The sequence below is a fragment of the Dactylosporangium sp. NPDC005572 genome, assembly GCF_040605515.1.
Lineage (GTDB): Bacteria > Actinomycetota > Actinomycetes > Mycobacteriales > Micromonosporaceae > Dactylosporangium.
On record NZ_JBEXCY010000065.1, the window covers coordinates 26,237 to 41,900 of the forward strand.

Sequence of the window (15,664 nt, forward strand, 5' to 3'; positions counted from 1 at the left end):
CTGCACGCCGGCTTTGCTGGTGTCGCACTGGAGCTCCGGACAGTCCAGAGCCGCCTGACAGACAGGCAGCTTCCAGGCCGCGCACGGTGAAGGACCGACTCGACGCGACTAAGATGCCGGGGCCAGCGGCAGCCAGCAGGGCTCCAACGATCGTGGACCTGAAGCCCTCCGGAGCCACGTCTCACCGCTGACTATTGCCGCTGGGGGCGTTGACGGCGCCTGCGACGGCGATTCCGCAAGGCGGACGCCGAGGTCGGCAAAGATTCCGCAGCTGGCGATAGATCATTCAGCGACACGGACGGGTTAGGGGTACGGCCGCCATCGACCAAATTCACTGAATGCGGCTCGTTATACCCGGCGAGGATGTACGGCACGATGGCCTGCAATTTGGCGCCACCGTCAGGCCCCTTGCCGATGTGGTAGACGAACAGGGCCCAGAACATCCGCCACAGAAAGGACGGGCGTCTGCCAGCGGGCTTGACAAGGAACGAGAAGACACGGGCAACAGTTGTAGCAATCACGGCGTAGCTCCTTGGCCTCACCGGTGCCCGCGTGGCAGGTGAGGTCACGGAACATGCGCCAAGGGACCAGCGGTCATGCGGCGTCGGTCGGAGTGCCCCTGCACAAGCAGCGCGGGCGGGCACGAATGCAGAGCATTCGACCGGCGAGGCGCGATCGGCGGCGACGCACCTCAAAGCACGGCGGCGGGGTGCCGGTCAGGCAATGGACCCGCGGCGGGAGCTATTCCGTGGCATGCATCATGAGAATCAGATCGTAGCACGCGCATACCGTTGTTCGGTTCACTGGGTGCGCCACGGTCAGGCGAGTCTCACGTGGTAGCCCGTCGCAGCGGTCGAGTTCCGCCAAGTCGGCTGCAAGATTTCCGCCATCTAACGAGCAAAGTCACACTGTTCCACGACGCAACAGCCTGGATCTTGAGATAGCATCTCGAACTGATGTTCCAAACGGCTGCGCGAACCGGCAGGTGAACGTCGTGCAATGCGCCATGCGCTTCCCCTCCGCATGGCACGAGCAGGCATATCTAGGGAGGGGAAACGATGTCGGCGGTTGTCGCGACCGCCGCGTTGGGCGACGCAGGACGCTCAGCTGTACGGCTGGCGGCGCTGGAACGTCTCGGCGTTGTGCGACGCGGCCATCAGCGTCCCGGACCTGGTCTGGACACTGCATTGCCGGTCGCTTCCGAGCTGCGGTCGCTGCTGCCGCATGGGCTGGCACGTGGCGGCACTGTAGCGGTCGCGGGGTCGGGCCCCGCGGACACGTCGCTGCTTCTGCTGTTGCTCAGCGCCGCGTCGAAGGCCGGCTCGTGGTGCGCACTGGTTGGGCTGCCCACGATCAACCCGGCCGCTGCCGCGGAAGCAGGTATCGACCTTGGCCGACTGGCGCTCGTCCCAAACCCGGGTACCGAGTGGAGCACCGTCGTCGCGGCGCTGCTTGACGGTGTCGACGTCGTGGCGGTGGTCGCGTCGCAGGTGCCGCAGGCAGCGGTGTGCGGTCGGCTGGCAGCGCGGGCACGACAGCGCGGGACTGTCCTCGTGCCTTTCGGTGGCTGGCACCAGCCGGACCTGCTGTTGTCCGCAGAAAGGGCGGCGTGGGAAGGACTCGGTCACGGCCGCGGCCGCGTGCAGTGCCGCGAGGTGTCGATCGTGGCATCAGGCCGCGGTGCCGCCGCCCGTCCGCGACGCGCGACAGTGTGGCTACCGCAGCCGTCAGGGTTGTACGCCGAGCGCCGCAGCCAGCGGCATGCGCAGCCTGCAGGAGACCGTCCTCTGACCGCCGTACCGATCGTGGGGCGAGCAAAGGAGAGCCCGGGCTCGGTCGAGCGGATGGCGGGCGGCCTGCGACTGCGCGACGAGCTCGCCGCGGACGTGATCGCGTCATGACGAACCCTCGGGGCAGGCGCTCAGAGGAGCGATCAGGCGCCGCCGGGGGTGGCGTCGTCCAGGGCGGCCACCTGTCTGCGGGGGGCCGCTGGTGGGTGGTACGGCACTGGTGGAACAACTCCTGGGGGCGGTTGAACCGCCGTGACGTCTATGTGCGCACGGACGGAGATCGGTATGAACTCGAGCTGCGGCTCGGCGGCTCCGAAGGAAGATCCTGGTCACGGCGATATGGCACCCTTGATGACGCATGCGATGAGGCAGTGCGGCACATGGCCTCCGACCAGCGGTGGACGGATATTACCGGCGCGCACGGACTCCCGCCCGATTCCCCCGATAGGCGGCCCTCGACAGGACCGCCCGGTCCCGGTTGAACTGATACCGCGAACCAGTGGGGCTGTTGCTACGCACCTGCCGGGCGAACGGCGGCAGTCGTCTGGACCCGTGGCGGCAGCCGCCGAGGGCCGTCTCGCACCTGACGGATCAGCTAATGCGTGGCAGATCGCCGAACGGGGTCCATCGCACGCCGGTATCTCCAGTGCGAACTGATCTCAGCCGTAGCCGAAACTCCTCGGCTACACCAGGAGCGCTAGCCAACAGTGGCACGGCTGCGGCGATCATCTTCAGTTCGCGTGCCTCTTGGAGCAAGCGCCAGGATGGATCCCGGGTGATGTCGTAGCCGTAGGCGGCGGCCAGCTTGCTATGTCCGCCGGTAGGACCGAACCGAGCTTCGTTCGCTGGTGGCGGGACGAGGTCGACCTGCCACGGTCCGATGCAGGTCGCATCGAAGTCACACATCAGAACTTTGCCAGACACATCACGGATCAGGTTTCCCTCGTGCGCGTCACCATGCACGAGTCCTGGTTCCACGCTCGCCGCGAACTGCTGCAGGCGAGGCTCGAGCCGGTCGCACCAAGAGAGCAGATACTCCCGGTCGCCGTCGGCAAGTCCCTCGGCGTCGTCGAGACGGCTCCGAGCGTCTCCAATCGGGTCCCACTCCGGTAGCGGCAGCGGAGGGACGCTGAGGCTATGGAACACACGCAGCGTGACGCCGAGATCGGCAGCGTTCGGCGGAGGCTCGTGCGGTGCGACGTAGCGCCACACCGTGGCGAGCAGGTCCCCGTCGACGACAGGCTGGCCGATGCCGTCGGCGAGCCGGATCGTCGGCGCGTCGACTTCCTCGAACCAGGCACCGAGGGCCGCAACCTTGTGCACGCGCGCCTGCAGCCGATGCGTGCGGGTGATCCGCACGACCAGCCCTGCCGATGGAAGCGCGAAGACGGCATTGTTCGTCAGCCGCAGCAGGCGCGCGTCCGTGTCATCGACGCTGAGCTGGTTGGAAAGGCGTGCGAGGACTCGCCGCATTGCCACCTCGGTGAACCGGCCGGGCGTGCTCGTCATGCGGCTGGGACGGGTTGTGGCAGAGCCCGCACGAAGGCCGCGACCTCTGGCAGATGCATGTGCCGTACCGCGTCCCGACGCAGGTTCGCGATCCGTTCTTTCACCCGCGGCGAGGTCAACGTCGCGGCCTGGCGCTGGGCGGTAGTGCCTGCCTGCAGTGCTAGGTCAGGTGCGTCTGCCAGGAAATAGGCGCTGGCCAGACCGACCTGGTTCAGAACAGTGCTACGGGTGTTCTGCGGGCCGAACGCGTTGATTGCGTCGGTGACCCACAGCACCGCGTCCCCGCCCTTCCGGGGGTCAGCGCGTGCCCAGTCGCGGTACACCCGACCGTACTGGGCGAGCAGTTCGCCCTTGTCGAGGAAGCCAAGCCATTCGGGTTCGTTGCTAGGGTCAACGTCCGTGAATGCATCGCTGGAACAGTCCAGCGCCTGCTTCGCGCCCTCCCAATCGCCGATCGCCCCTCGGGATGCCGCTTCAGCGCCGCGCAGGATCGTGGTAAGCGCGGGTGTCGCGTCGAGCTGGTGGTGCGCCAACCGCAGGATATCCAGCGCATCGCGGTTGTGGCGCAGGTGTTGCATCTGCTTGGCCTGCCCGTATCGAACATGGGCGACCAGCTGCCTGTCACCGGCCTCGATGGCGAAGCGCTCCGCAGCAGCGAAATGCCGCTGCGCGTCGCTGTGCCGTGTCGCGTCGAACGCAGTCCAGCCGGCCAGATGTCTGGCAGTGGCGATCGCAACCAGCAGTTTCGGACGTACAGCATCGCTGACCACATGATCCAGCAACGCCGAGGCGGACTGCGCGAACCGGCCGACATCGCTGGCCAAGTCGCCGCCTCCGAACTCCTGATCGGCCAGCCGGTACAGGCTCGTGAGGGCATTGAGACGCGAAACGTCGGCAGGACCGATCCGGCGGCGCGGCCCACGGCCTGCGCCGAATACTCCAGTAGCGGCAGTCACGGCGGCTAGGCCCACGAGGAGCGATCGGCGGCGGACATGGGCTGTAGCCAGGTCCACATCGTCACCCCCGTCTAGATCCAGCGGTACTACCACACCGGACTCAACCGGCTCGAGCGACGTCGCAGGCAGCTGCCATTGGTCGTCGGCCTCGATGATCCATGCTGCAGGCCGATCCAGCCCGTTCGCAAATAGTCGTGGGTCACGGTCGGGGGACGGCCGATCGGCGACGGACACGATGTGGCCGTCTGCCTGAAGCGACTCGTCTTCGGACAGCTCAAGATCACTAAGGCCGCGTGTGCTGATGCTTGCGCCTGCACCAGTCTGGTGGAGATCGCTATGGCCCCGCTCCGGCGCGTAACCCGCATCTGTGACGCGTGTGCTGTACAGGCCGAGTTCGGCATCGGTCGCAGCATCGAGCACCCGACGCAGCGCGGTACGACGCTCCTCATGCGGCCACCGGGTCTTGCCCCGCTCGAGTTTGCCGACCCAATGTTCCGTGACGTAGAGGTGCTCGACGTTCCGGCCTGTCGTGTTGGCCTCGTCGATCGCGGCGTTCACGGCATCAGCGAGCTCGGCTCGGCTCATCCGCTGACCGGGCCGGCGCGGAGACGGTAGCTGCAGGCGCGCAGCTCGAAGCTCTCGATTTGGGGGAAGTACGGCGTCCGGTCGATGCGGCACGACAGCACCTCCATACGTCGATTCTGGGTCGTGAGTGACTCGCCACACTGAGTACAGGTCTGAATGATGTCAATCCGCGTGCCATGACGCCACCCCATCCGACACTCACGGGGGCATGCATCAAGGTCGTCTCACTGTATTCCGCGGCTCGACCGGCCGCTGGAATGCGCCCGCGCGCGTGGTTGCAGCGAGAGGGCGGCCTTTGAACCTCCTGGCTGGATTGAAGACCTTGGTCGCCTGCCGCCCTTCGGGGTCTCGCTGACGTCATCTTTTCGCGATACCCGGCGTACAGCGCTTGCCGGCGGCCCATGCGCTCGCCGTCGCGGGTCCACCAGCCACTCGCACAGCCGTCGGCCGTCGCCGAGATGATCGTGTCCTGGCGGCGCCGGCCCGACGCGCGAGTGGTCACAAATCGCGTCGCCGAGATCGATGTCTGGGCGGAGCCGTGCGTTCTCCAAGGCGCTGGCCTATTGCCAATTCGAGCCGAACGCGCGAGCCAGCTGATCGGCGGAGCATTGGTGTTCTTCACGAACTCGACGAATCTCCGTCGCCAATCTACGACGGCGAAAGTAGGGGCTGGGGACAGGGCACGGGCGGCCCCCTTCCTGTGATCAGGCGCCACGCGACGCAATCATCGATGTAAAAGCCCAGGTCAGGCCGTGGTGGAACACGTCAAGGAACACGTAGAAGAACATGAGGTGGGCATTCCCTCTGGTTCCGGCGTCGGTGATCGTTAACCCCGCAACGAGTTGTCTGTCGATGGCTTGTGCGGTGACGCCGTCCGATCGTCCTGCCTGCTGGTGTGGCGTAGTTGCGGCGGCATACCGGAATTCCTCCGAGGAGACCGCCGTGAACACCAAGTTCGGCGCTGGAATCGTCCAGGCGGCTGAGCACCCAGCAGTCGACACCGCGCTGCGGACTCTGGCCCACGACCTGATGAGCGCGCATGTGGCCAACGAAGACGGCCGGTGTCGAGAACCGGCCTGTGCGACTGTGGCTTATCCCTGTGTCGTTAGGCGCGTTGCTGCGGAACTCTCGGACGCCAGTAGCGGGTCGTGGCCGCGGCAATGGACTGCACGAATCGATGCGCAGTCCTGTGGCATTCGCGTCGTGGCGGCTCGGTCATGAGTGCTCCGGGCCGTCGGGCAGGTCGTTGGCTCCGGAACCGTGCGATCCGGACGAAGCTCTCGATCATCCTCACGATCCCTGTTGTCGCTGTTGTTGTTCTCGCGGCGCTGGTGTTCTTTGATGCGTACGGCTCGGGGCAGCGGGCGGAGGAAGCGCGTCGTGTGGTGGCGTTGGGTGTCGACACTGGCGCCCTTGTCGCACAGTTGCATCACGAGCGGGCGGCTGCCGCGCTTGTCTTTGCGCCGGGGGGTGGTGACGGCCGGTCGAACGCTGGGTACCGTGCCGCGGTTCAGGACACTGATGCGGCGGCCGTAGCGTTCCGTGAGCGCAGCGGTGGTATCAGCGTTTCGCCGGACGTGCGGTTGGTGCTCGACCGGATCGGTGATGGTCTGGAGGACCTGTCGGCGTTGCGTCGTCAGGTGCAGGATGACCCGCGGGCGCTGTCGAGCGTGATCCTGTTCCGGTACCGGGCACTGATCGCTGACCTGCTGACGTTCCGGGCGTCGCTGAGTCAGATCGGTGTTCCCGCGGCCACGGGCAACGAGTTACGTGCGGCGGCAGCGTTGTCCCAGGCGATCGAGGCGCAGGGTTTGCTGCAGGTCGCGGTGATCCGTGCGCTGGCTGGTGGGGTGCTTACGCCCGCCATGCAGCAGGAGATCGTCGGCGCGTCCAGCATGTTCGGTGAGTCGTTGACGGACTTCCAGCTGTTGGCGCCGGCCGTGTGGCGGGCACGGCTCAACACGGACGTGACCGGCCCGGTTGTGGCCGGTGCGGAGCGTGATCAGGGTGTTGTCACGCGGACCCCGCCGGGCGAGCGGGTGAAGCTCGCGGTGGACGCGGCCGGGTGGTCTTCGGCCATGACAGCGCGCATGGACCTGATGCATGCCGTCGAGGCTGCGATCGACCGGCAGATCCTTGCCGAGGTTGCGGCGCAGCGTGACGCCGCTCGGCGTTCGGCGGCGATGATCGCGGCGCTCGTGCTGACGGTACTGGCGCTGACCGCTGGCGTTGGCGTGGTTGCGGTCCGGTCGATGAGCCGGTCGTTGAACGGTCTGCGTCTGCAGGCGGCGGATGTCGCGTTGAACCGGTTGCCGACCCTTGTGGCGAAGATCGACGCGCAGCACGCGGACGCCGCCGCGGTCCGGGAGCTGGTTGCGGCGGCAGCGACGCCGATCGCGGTGGACGGCCGGGACGAGGTGGGCCAGGTCGCGACCGCCTTCAACACTGTGGTTGCGGCCGCGGCGGGTCTGGCTGCCGGTCAGGCAGGGGCTCGCGCGTCGGCAACGACGATTGTCGCGTCGCTGGCCTGGCGGTTGAAACGCCAGGTCGATGAGGTCGCCGGAGAGCTGGACCGGGTTCAGCGGGATCAGGTCAATCCGGAGGTATTGGCCGGCCTGTATCGGGTCGATACTGCCGCAACCCGCATCCGCCGGCGGGTGGCCAACCTACTCGTGCTGGCTGGCCAGCACAGCCGGGGCCGTTCCGAGCCGGTGTCGCTGATCGACGTGCTGCGGGCGGCGGCGCAGGTCGTCGCCGGCTATGAACGCATCGACGAGCGGGTGAGCGACGCCCGGATCTTCATCCACGGTTCAGCGGTGGACGACCTGGTGAGCCTGTTGACGGAGCTGCTCGACAATGCCACGAGCTACTCGCCGCCCGAGTCGCAGGTGTCGCTGCACGCTGCGGTGACCGGTGATCTGCTGCACCTGCAGATCGCCGACCGGGGACTCGGCATGAGCCCGGAGGCGGCGGCCCGGGTCCGTGCGATGTTCGCCGCGCCGGGGGTCTTCGACGAGCACGCCGCCCGGCACATGGGTATCCCCGTGGCCGCGACCCTCGCGTACCGGCTGCAACTCTCGGTGGCGTTCCGCAGTGAGCAGCAGGCCGGCACCCGGGTCGACGTCACCGTGCCATCGCACCTGTTCATGGTGCGGCCGGATCTGGGGCTGCCGCCCGTCGAACTCCCAACCGCCGCGGTCGACGAGCCGACACGTGAGCTGCGACGGCAGGGACCGCCGAGTGCCCTGACAGCGTCAACCTGGCGTCCGCTGGCTGTCGCGCCCAGCGGGCCGGGCTGGGGTCAGCAGCTCGCCGCGACGACGCCGATCTTCGACGAAGTCTCCAGCCGCAGGTTCGTGACATTCCCGGAGCCCGGGCCATTCCCGGATGCACCTACGGAGCCGCTGGTTCTGGCCCACACCGAGTCCAATCTGCCGATCCGGCAACGCGGCCGGCATTACTACGAGGTGCTCCCGGCCGCGTCGACGGTCACCGCTGCAGCGGCTCCGATCCGCCGCGATCCCGCACACATGCGACACCAGCTCGCCGGGTTCCAAGCCACCAGCCGGCGACGCTCCCTGCCCGCTCAGCCCGCTCACCTCGTGGAGGCACCGCAATGAGCCAGCAGCACCATCTGAGGTCCCCATCGCCGGACTGGGGCTACCTCCTGGACAGCCTGTGCCGGACGCCCGGTATCCACGGCGCGATCGCCACCTCGTCGGACGGCATGCTGCAGGCGCACCGCGGCCTGGATCAGGACGTCGCGGAGACCCTGGCGGCCAGCACGTCGGGCCTGTCGTCGCTGGCCAACGCGACGGCGAGGGTGCTCGGTCAGGGCGTCGTCACGCGCAACCTGATCGAGTACGAGCGCGGCTACCTGTTCGTCGACACGGTCACCAACCTCTGGGTGCTGGCTGTGGTTACCGGGCCCGACGCCGATCTTGGTCAGGTCGGCTTCGAGATGAACCGGCTCGCCGAAGCGGTGGGCGGGGTGCTGGAGCCCGCGGCCCGGGGACCACGCGCCGGATGACGGTCGACGCCGACCGCGGCAGCACGCCGAGGCCGCAGATCGGCGACACCGTGCCGTTGCGCCACCTCGACGCCGGCAATCACCACGACGTGCGGAGCGTGCTCGTGCTGCTCATCGAGCACGCGCTCGCCACGCGCCGGGGCCGGGCCGGTCGCCCGGCAGCCCCTACCCGATTCTGAGGAGCGCACAACAATGCCTGACAGGTACCGACGACGCCGCTGGACCGCGGCCGCCGGGCTGCTGGCCGCAGCGACGGTGCTGGCCGGCTGTGCCGGTTCGGCCGTGGACACGTCGACACCGAAGACGAGCGCCAGTGACCCGCTGGTGGTGGGATACCTCGTGCCGCAGACCGGCCCGTACAAGGCCACCGGCACCGACCTGCTCAACGGCTTCCAGCTCTACCTCGACACGCACGGTGGCAAGCTCGGCGGCCGGACCGCGAAGCTGGTCGTGCAGGACGAGGCCGAAGGTAAGCAGACCGCGGCGAACGCGGCGAAGAAGCTCATCGAGCAGGACCACGCCACCGTCCTGGCCGGCGGCGCCACGGCCGACACGACGCTGAGCGTGCAGGACCTGATCGCCCAGAAGCAGATTCCGTTCGTCGGTACCGGCGGCCGGCCGTCGACGCTTGCCGCGGACAAGCTGCCGTGGATCTGGCACACCTCGTGGCTGTCGCGTGAGGTCGGCGCGGCGATCGCGGAGTACGTCAAGACCACGGTCGACGGCCCGGTGTTCGTGATCGGCCCCGACTATCAGGGCGGCTACGACAACGTCAACGGGTTCGTCGACGCGTACAAGGCCGCCGGCGGGGTGATCGCCAACGACGGCGGCAAGCCGACCTGGACGCCATGGCCGGCGACCACGAACTTCGTGCCGTACTTGTCGAAGGTCGACCCGGCGAAGGTCAAGGGTGTCTTCACCTTCTACGCCGGCACCCCGGCGGTGGGGTTCGTGCAGCAGTACGCCCAGGTCCTCGGCGGGAAGGTCCCGCTGTTCGCGGCGGGGTTCCTGACCGACGAGTCGATACTGGAAGCGCAGGGCGCTGCCGCGGACGGCATCCACACGTCGCTGCCCTACGCCGCCGACCTGGACAACCCGGCCAACAGGGCGTTCTCCACCGCGTTCACCAAGGCGTACAACGCCAGCCCACGGCTGCTTAACGTGACCGGCTACGACGCGGCCGCGGTGATCGACGCCGCCGCGATCGCGGCCGGGCCGGCCGCGACGCCCGCCGAGATCAACGCGGCGATCGGCAAGCTCGGCCAGATCGACAGCCCGCGCGGGCCGTGGCGGTTCTCCAAGGACCACAGCCCGGTGCAGACCTACTACCTGCGCAAGGTCGGCGCCGACGGCCGCGGCCGCGCCAACATCCTCGTCCAGCCGTTGACCACCCTCGGCAACTGACCCCCTCGGAGGGCCCCGATGAGCACCGCACTGACCGCCACCGGCGTACCGCCGGCGTACATGTTCGACAACGCGACCGATGAGGCCGCGCGTCAGGTGGAGCTCCTGGCCGGCATCCTCGACCCGCACACCACCGAGGTCCTGGACCGGCTCGGTGTCCGGCCCGGCTGGCGGGCGCTGGAGATCGGGCCCGGCGCGGGCACCATCGTCGCGCAGCTGGCGCGGCGGGTCGGCCCGACCGGGAAGGTCGTGACCGTCGATCTCGACCCACGCCACGTCCGGCCGGCACCCGGCGTCGAGATCGTCACCGGCGACATCCGCACGGTCGAGCTGGAACCGGGCAGCTTCGACCTGATCCACGCCCGCCTGGTGCTCATGCACCTGCCCGACCGCGAGGAACTCCTTGCCCGGCTGGTAGGGCTGCTCAAACCAGGGGGTGTGATCGTCGTGTCGGACTGGGACTGCACCTGGAGAGACATGCTCATCGACGCCCCGCCCGCCGTGCGGGAGGCGTTCACCCGGTTCCAGACCGTGCTGACCGACATCGCGGAGGAACACGGCGTCGACCCGTCGTGGGCTCGCGAAGCGCCCGCCGCGATGCAGCGGGCCGGGTTGGTCGACGTCGCCGCCACCGCCTACACGCCGCTGTGCCGGGGCGGGGAGCCGGGGCTGCTGTTGCACGCCAGCAACTCCAGGCAGCGGGAGGCGGCGCTGCTGGCCGGCGGGATGACCGCCCAGGCGCTCGAGACCCTGCGCGTCGGCATGACGGACCCGGCCGCACTCGGTTTCGCCTACCTGATGTTCACCAGCGTCGGCCGTCGTCCCGGCGTCTGACTGTCCGCGCACCGAGGGGGAGTGGAGGCATCGTGACGGTGACGCCGGTGGATGTTCTGGACGCGGTGGCGTTCAGCTCGCTGCTGTTCGTGGTGGCAGCCGGTTTGACGCTGATGTACGGCGTGATGGGCGTGCTCAACCTCGCCCACGGCGCCTTGTACCTGACTGGCGCCTACCTGGCGTTCCTGCTCTCCCACGGCAGCCTGCTCTCGCTTGGGCTGGCCCTCGCCGCCGGTGCCGCGCTCGGCGCCGGCGGCGGCGCCGCGTTGTACGCCGCGCTGCGCCCGGTCCGCCGCTACGGCCACCTGACCGAGGCCATGGTCACCCTCGGCGTGGCGCTGCTGCTCGAGCACGCCTACACCAGCTGGACCGGCGGCGCGCCGCCGCCGACCCCGCCACCCCAGGCGCTGGCGGGCAGCATCACCGTCGGTGTCCACGGTTACCCGGTGTACCGGCTGCTCTTTCCGGTCGTGGCGGTGCTCATCGGCGTCGGGCTGCATCTCATCGTGCGGCGCAGCCCGGCCGGGGTGCTGCTGCGTGCCACCGTCGCCGACCCGGACATGGCCGCAGCGACCCGCATCCCGACCCGTGCCGTGACCGTGACCGCGTTCGCGGCTGGCGGCGCCCTCGCCGTCGCAGGCGGGATCCTCGGCGCTCCGTATCTCGGCCCGGCCCCGGGCGTGGGCACCACCATGCTGGTCGCGTGCCTGGCCGTCGTCGTGATCGGCGGCGTCGGCTCGATCCCCGCCACGGCTGGTGCCGCGCTGCTTGTCGGCGGTGTGCAGACGGTCGGCGCCGCCGCGGCGCCCCTCGCGGCCCCGTTCGCCCTCGGACTGGCCATGCTCGCCGCCCTGCTTCTGCGCCGCCCCAGCACCGCGAGGACCGCATGACCACCACGGCAGCCCCAGCGACGACGCCCACCGCCGGAACCGCCCAACGCAGACTTCGCGACAGCAGCGCCCGAGGCGGCAGCGTTGGCCGGGCGGCCATACTCGCCGCAGCCGGGATGCTCGCCGCCGCCCTTCCACTGCTGCTGGACGCCTACACCGTCAGCCTCGCCACCAACGCGATCATCCTCGCGCTGCTGGCAATGAGCACCCAGGTACTCACCGGCGTGGCCGGGCTGCCGACCATGGGCCAGACCGCCTACCTCGGCGTCGGCGCCTACACCGCCGTGCTGCTCGCCCAGGCCGGTATCAGCTCCGGTCTGGCCCAGCTCGCGGCCGCGGTCGCGGCCGCCGCCGCAGCCGCGGCCGTCACGGCGCCGCTGGCGCTGTGTACCCGCGGCCCGGTGTTTCTCATGGTGACCTTCACCATCGGCCAGCTCGCCGTCACCACGGCGAGCAAATGGAGGGCTGTCACCGGCGGTGACGAGGGCGTCAGCGTCGCCCCGATCACCCTGCCCGGTCTGGCCCCGTTGACGCTCGACGGCTACCTGTACTGGTACGCCCTGGCCGTCTTCGCCGTCGCCTGCGTCGGCGTGTGGTGGCTGCTGCGCTCCCGGCTGGGGCTGCTGCTGCGCGGCTGCGCCGCCCACGAGCCGCGGATGGCCGCGCTCGGCCACGCCGTTATCGCCGAGCTCACCGCCGGCTACGTCATCGCCGGCGCGATCGCGGGCGCCGGCGGGGCACTCTTGATCGCCGCGCACCGCTACATCAGCCCCGCCGACTTCGGCTTCGACATGGCGACGATGGCGCTGCTCGCCGCTGCGCTCGGCGCCGGCCGCATGTGGGGCGCAGTGGCTGGCGCTGTTGCCGTCGTCGCCACCCGGGACCTGGCCGGGGCCGCGATCCCGGGCGGCCACGGCATCGCACTGCTCGGCGGGCTGCTCCTCTTCGTCGCCTATACCCGTCCGGCCGCCGCCCGGCTACGCCGCCGCGCGCCGGCATCACCCGAGGCGGAGGCATGACGATGCTGGAGCTGCACGAGCTGACTCGCCGGTACGGTGGCCTGACCGCGCTCGACGGCCTTACCCTCACCGTCGAGGCCGGGGCCAGGCACGCGGTCATCGGTCCGAACGGGGCCGGCAAGACCACCTTGGTCAACCTGATCGCCGGCACGGTCCGCCCGAGCGGCGGCCGGATCGTCGTCGACGGTCGTGCCGTCACGCGGCACGGCGTTGCCCGGCGGGCCCGGGCCGGGATCGGCCGGACCTACCAGCACCCGGCCGTCCCCGCACCGCTCACCGTCGCTGAAACCGTCGCGCTGGCCGTCCCCGCACGGGCCGGGCGACGTGATCGGGTGGCCGCCGTGCTCGACGAGGCCGGGCTGCTCCCGAACGCCGACCGGCCCGCCGGGCAGCTGCCGTACGGCCAGCAGCGGGTCCTCGAACTGGCCACCGTCCTCGCGCGCCGCCCCCGGCTGCTGCTGCTCGACGAACCCTCCGCGGGCCTTGACCAGGCCGACGTCGACCGGCTCGCGCGGTTGCTGGCCGGCCTGCCCGGCCACGTCACCGTGCTGCTCATCGACCACCGCCTCGACCTTGTCTGGCGGGTCGCGACCACCGTCACCGTCCTGGATCTCGGCCGGCACCTGCGCACCGCGGACCCGGCAATAATCCGGGCCGACGCCGCGGTGCAGGAGGCATACCTCGGCGCCACGGACCCTGCCCAGCCCCGCACCACCCGCCACGCCACGACGGGAGCCCAGGTGTTGACTGTGGTGGGACTGGACGCGCACCACGGCGGCGCGCCGGTGCTGCACAAGATCGCGCTGCACATCAGCGGTGGCGAGATCGTGGGTGTGCTCGGCCGCAACGGCGCCGGCAAATCGACCCTGCTCACCAGCATCGCCGGCCTGCACCGTGCCCGCACCCCGCACAGCGTGCATCTGGCCGGCCAGCCCGTGCCCCGCGAGCCGGGCGGCGCGGCCGCCCTCGGCATCGCGATCGTCCCGCAACACCGCCGCCTGTTCACCGGCCTGACCGTCGCCGAACACCTGCACAGCGCCGCCACCCGACCGCCCGCCGGGCAGGCGCCGCGCCGGTGGAGCGTCGCGGACGTCGTCGCACTGTTCCCGCGGCTGCGGGAGCGGCTCGGGCATCGGGCCGGGCAGCTGTCCGGCGGCGAGCAGCAGATGCTCGCCATCGCTCGGGCGGTCCTCACCGGCCCACGGTTGCTGCTACTCGACGAACCGAGCGAAGGATTAGCCCCGGCCATCGTCGCAGAGCTCGCAGCGGCAGTCGGTGTCCTCGCCGAGGCCGGGATCGCCGTGCTGCTGGCCGAACAGCACCTGCACCTGGTCGCGCGGCTCGCCGACCAGATCGAAGTCCTCGACCACGGCCGAGTCGCGCTGAGCGTGGACACAGCCGAATACGACGAGCCCGAACTGCGCAACCAACTCGCCGGGTTGGCCGGCCTCACAACGGAGGCGCCATGAACGCCGAGCACGCCGCAGCGCCAACGCCCGCCATCAACCGAGCCGATGCCAGCGCCAGCGCCAGCGCAGCAACGTCCACGGCAGGACGGAGACCCGCGATGATCAGCAGCCAGCCGCCAGCACCACCGGATCGCACGTCCGGGCAGGTGCCAACGTGCGCGACCCGATCACTGACCACGCTGGCCCAGACCCAGCTGGCGCAAGGCCACCGCCAACCGGCCCTGGCCTTGCTGCGGTTCGCGCTGCTCGGCGCTGACCTCGACATGGCCTCGCCGCCAGCCGACCTGATTACGGCGGCCATGCTGTACGCCGACACACTTGACGTGCACGAGCACGGCGACTGGCGAAGCCTGCGATGGGCCCGCCGCGCCCACCAAGCCGCCACCGCCGCATTCGGCGCCGATGACGAGCACACGATCCACGCCGCCCGAACCCTCGCTCGGGTCCTGGCCGCCTACCGCCTCGACAATGCCGCGATCGAGCTGCGACAGCAGATCGTCGAGCAGCTCACCAGCCGAAACGGCCGTGCCCATGCAGGCGTACTCGCCGCCCGCGCGGACCTTGCGATCGCCCAGCACGCCGCTGGACAGTGCAGCGCCGCGATCACCGGCCTCACCCGGACGTGGCAGCAGTGGCGGCAACAGTACGGTGACGCCGATCTCGACAGCATCACCATGCTGCTGCAACTGGCGGCGATGCTCGACGCCTGCGGCCAGCACGATGCAGCGGCCCGCCGCATCGCGCAGGCATGGCGGGCCTACCGCACACCCGTCAGCCCGGACATCCGCACACCGGCTCGACTCAGCGTCGACTGGCTCACCGAACCGGACCGCCGCCACGCCAGACTCTGCCGCGGCGCACCCCGCTCAACCCGGCTCGGCAACAGCGTCGCCCGACTCCGGCAACTCACTCGAGGCTGGTGGCGCAGCACAAGTCCCACGCTCCACCCGCACAACCGGGCCTGCCCCTGGCAGGAGCTGTTGCCATGACCAGCACACACCCACCGCGGCCAGCAGCGACGGCCTCAGCGCCGGGCGGCATCCGCCGCGTGGCGGCAGCCAGCGCGACCGACCTCGCAGCCCCCGCCGACACGCTCGGTGCGGCATTCGCTGACACGTCGGCACCCCTGCGAGCGGCAAACGCCGCGGCGCCATCAGCAGGGCTCGCTGCAGGGCAGC

13 protein-coding genes are annotated in these 15,664 nt (G+C 69.9%); 10 read left to right on the forward strand and 3 right to left on the reverse strand.

Annotated elements, in window-relative coordinates; genetic code table 11:
- Positions 1–1,058: 1,058 nt before the first annotated feature.
- Positions 1,059–1,901, forward strand: coding sequence for a hypothetical protein (locus ABZS66_RS28130; protein WP_354762712.1), 843 nt, complete (start codon positions 1,059–1,061; stop codon positions 1,899–1,901).
- A gap of 480 nt (positions 1,902–2,381) precedes the next feature.
- Here the strand turns inward: ABZS66_RS28130 and ABZS66_RS28135 are convergent, their stop codons facing one another.
- The 3 genes from ABZS66_RS28135 to ABZS66_RS28145 form a co-directional block, all read right to left on the reverse strand.
- On the reverse strand, positions 2,382–3,299 hold the full coding sequence (locus ABZS66_RS28135) for an aminoglycoside phosphotransferase family protein (protein WP_354762714.1): 918 nt from the start codon (positions 3,297–3,299) through the stop codon (positions 2,382–2,384).
- The gene (locus ABZS66_RS28140; protein ID WP_354762716.1) at positions 3,296–4,813 is read right to left on the reverse strand and encodes a hypothetical protein; all 1,518 of its coding nucleotides are present in this window, start codon (positions 4,811–4,813) and stop codon (positions 3,296–3,298) included. Before ABZS66_RS28140 ends, ABZS66_RS28135 begins: the two co-directional genes overlap by 4 nt.
- 731 nt (positions 4,814–5,544) lie before the next feature.
- A complete protein-coding gene (locus ABZS66_RS28145; RefSeq protein WP_354762718.1) occupies positions 5,545–5,793 on the reverse strand; it encodes a hypothetical protein in 249 nt (82 codons plus the stop codon).
- Between the two features lie 264 nt (positions 5,794–6,057).
- Between ABZS66_RS28145 and ABZS66_RS28150 the strand changes: the two genes are divergently transcribed.
- The 9 genes from ABZS66_RS28150 (at position 6,058) to ABZS66_RS28190 (ending at position 15,475) form a co-directional block, all read left to right on the forward strand.
- On the forward strand, positions 6,058–8,460 hold the full coding sequence (locus tag ABZS66_RS28150; RefSeq protein ID WP_354762720.1) for a nitrate- and nitrite sensing domain-containing protein: 2,403 nt from the start codon (positions 6,058–6,060) through the stop codon (positions 8,458–8,460).
- On the forward strand, positions 8,457–8,870 hold the full coding sequence (locus tag ABZS66_RS28155; protein ID WP_354762722.1) for a roadblock/LC7 domain-containing protein: 414 nt from the start codon (positions 8,457–8,459) through the stop codon (positions 8,868–8,870). Before ABZS66_RS28150 ends, ABZS66_RS28155 begins: the two co-directional genes overlap by 4 nt.
- The gene (locus ABZS66_RS28160; protein ID WP_354762724.1) at positions 8,867–9,049 is read left to right on the forward strand and encodes a hypothetical protein; all 183 of its coding nucleotides are present in this window, start codon (positions 8,867–8,869) and stop codon (positions 9,047–9,049) included. The genes ABZS66_RS28155 and ABZS66_RS28160 overlap by 4 nt, the downstream gene beginning before the upstream one ends.
- A gap of 13 nt (positions 9,050–9,062) precedes the next feature.
- Complete coding sequence (locus ABZS66_RS28165) at positions 9,063–10,274, forward strand: ABC transporter substrate-binding protein (protein ID WP_354762726.1); 1,212 nt, start codon at positions 9,063–9,065, stop codon at positions 10,272–10,274.
- Positions 10,275–10,292: 18 nt separating this feature from the next.
- Positions 10,293–11,108 (forward strand): methyltransferase domain-containing protein, encoded by an 816-nt coding sequence (locus ABZS66_RS28170; RefSeq protein WP_354762728.1) that lies wholly within the window; start codon positions 10,293–10,295, stop codon positions 11,106–11,108.
- Positions 11,109–11,155: 47 nt separating this feature from the next.
- Positions 11,156–11,998, forward strand: a complete 843-nt coding sequence (locus ABZS66_RS28175) for a branched-chain amino acid ABC transporter permease (protein WP_354762730.1) — start codon at positions 11,156–11,158, stop codon at positions 11,996–11,998.
- 116 nt (positions 11,999–12,114) lie between these two features.
- Positions 12,115–13,017, forward strand: coding sequence for a branched-chain amino acid ABC transporter permease (locus ABZS66_RS28180; RefSeq protein WP_354762732.1), 903 nt, complete (start codon positions 12,115–12,117; stop codon positions 13,015–13,017).
- On the forward strand, positions 13,014–14,486 hold the full coding sequence (locus tag ABZS66_RS28185) for an ATP-binding cassette domain-containing protein (RefSeq protein WP_354762734.1): 1,473 nt from the start codon (positions 13,014–13,016) through the stop codon (positions 14,484–14,486). The genes ABZS66_RS28180 and ABZS66_RS28185 overlap by 4 nt, the downstream gene beginning before the upstream one ends.
- Entirely contained in the window at positions 14,483–15,475 is a 993-nt protein-coding gene (locus tag ABZS66_RS28190; protein ID WP_354762736.1) for a hypothetical protein, read from the forward strand. The genes ABZS66_RS28185 and ABZS66_RS28190 overlap by 4 nt, the downstream gene beginning before the upstream one ends.
- The last annotated feature ends 189 nt before the right edge of the window (positions 15,476–15,664 follow it).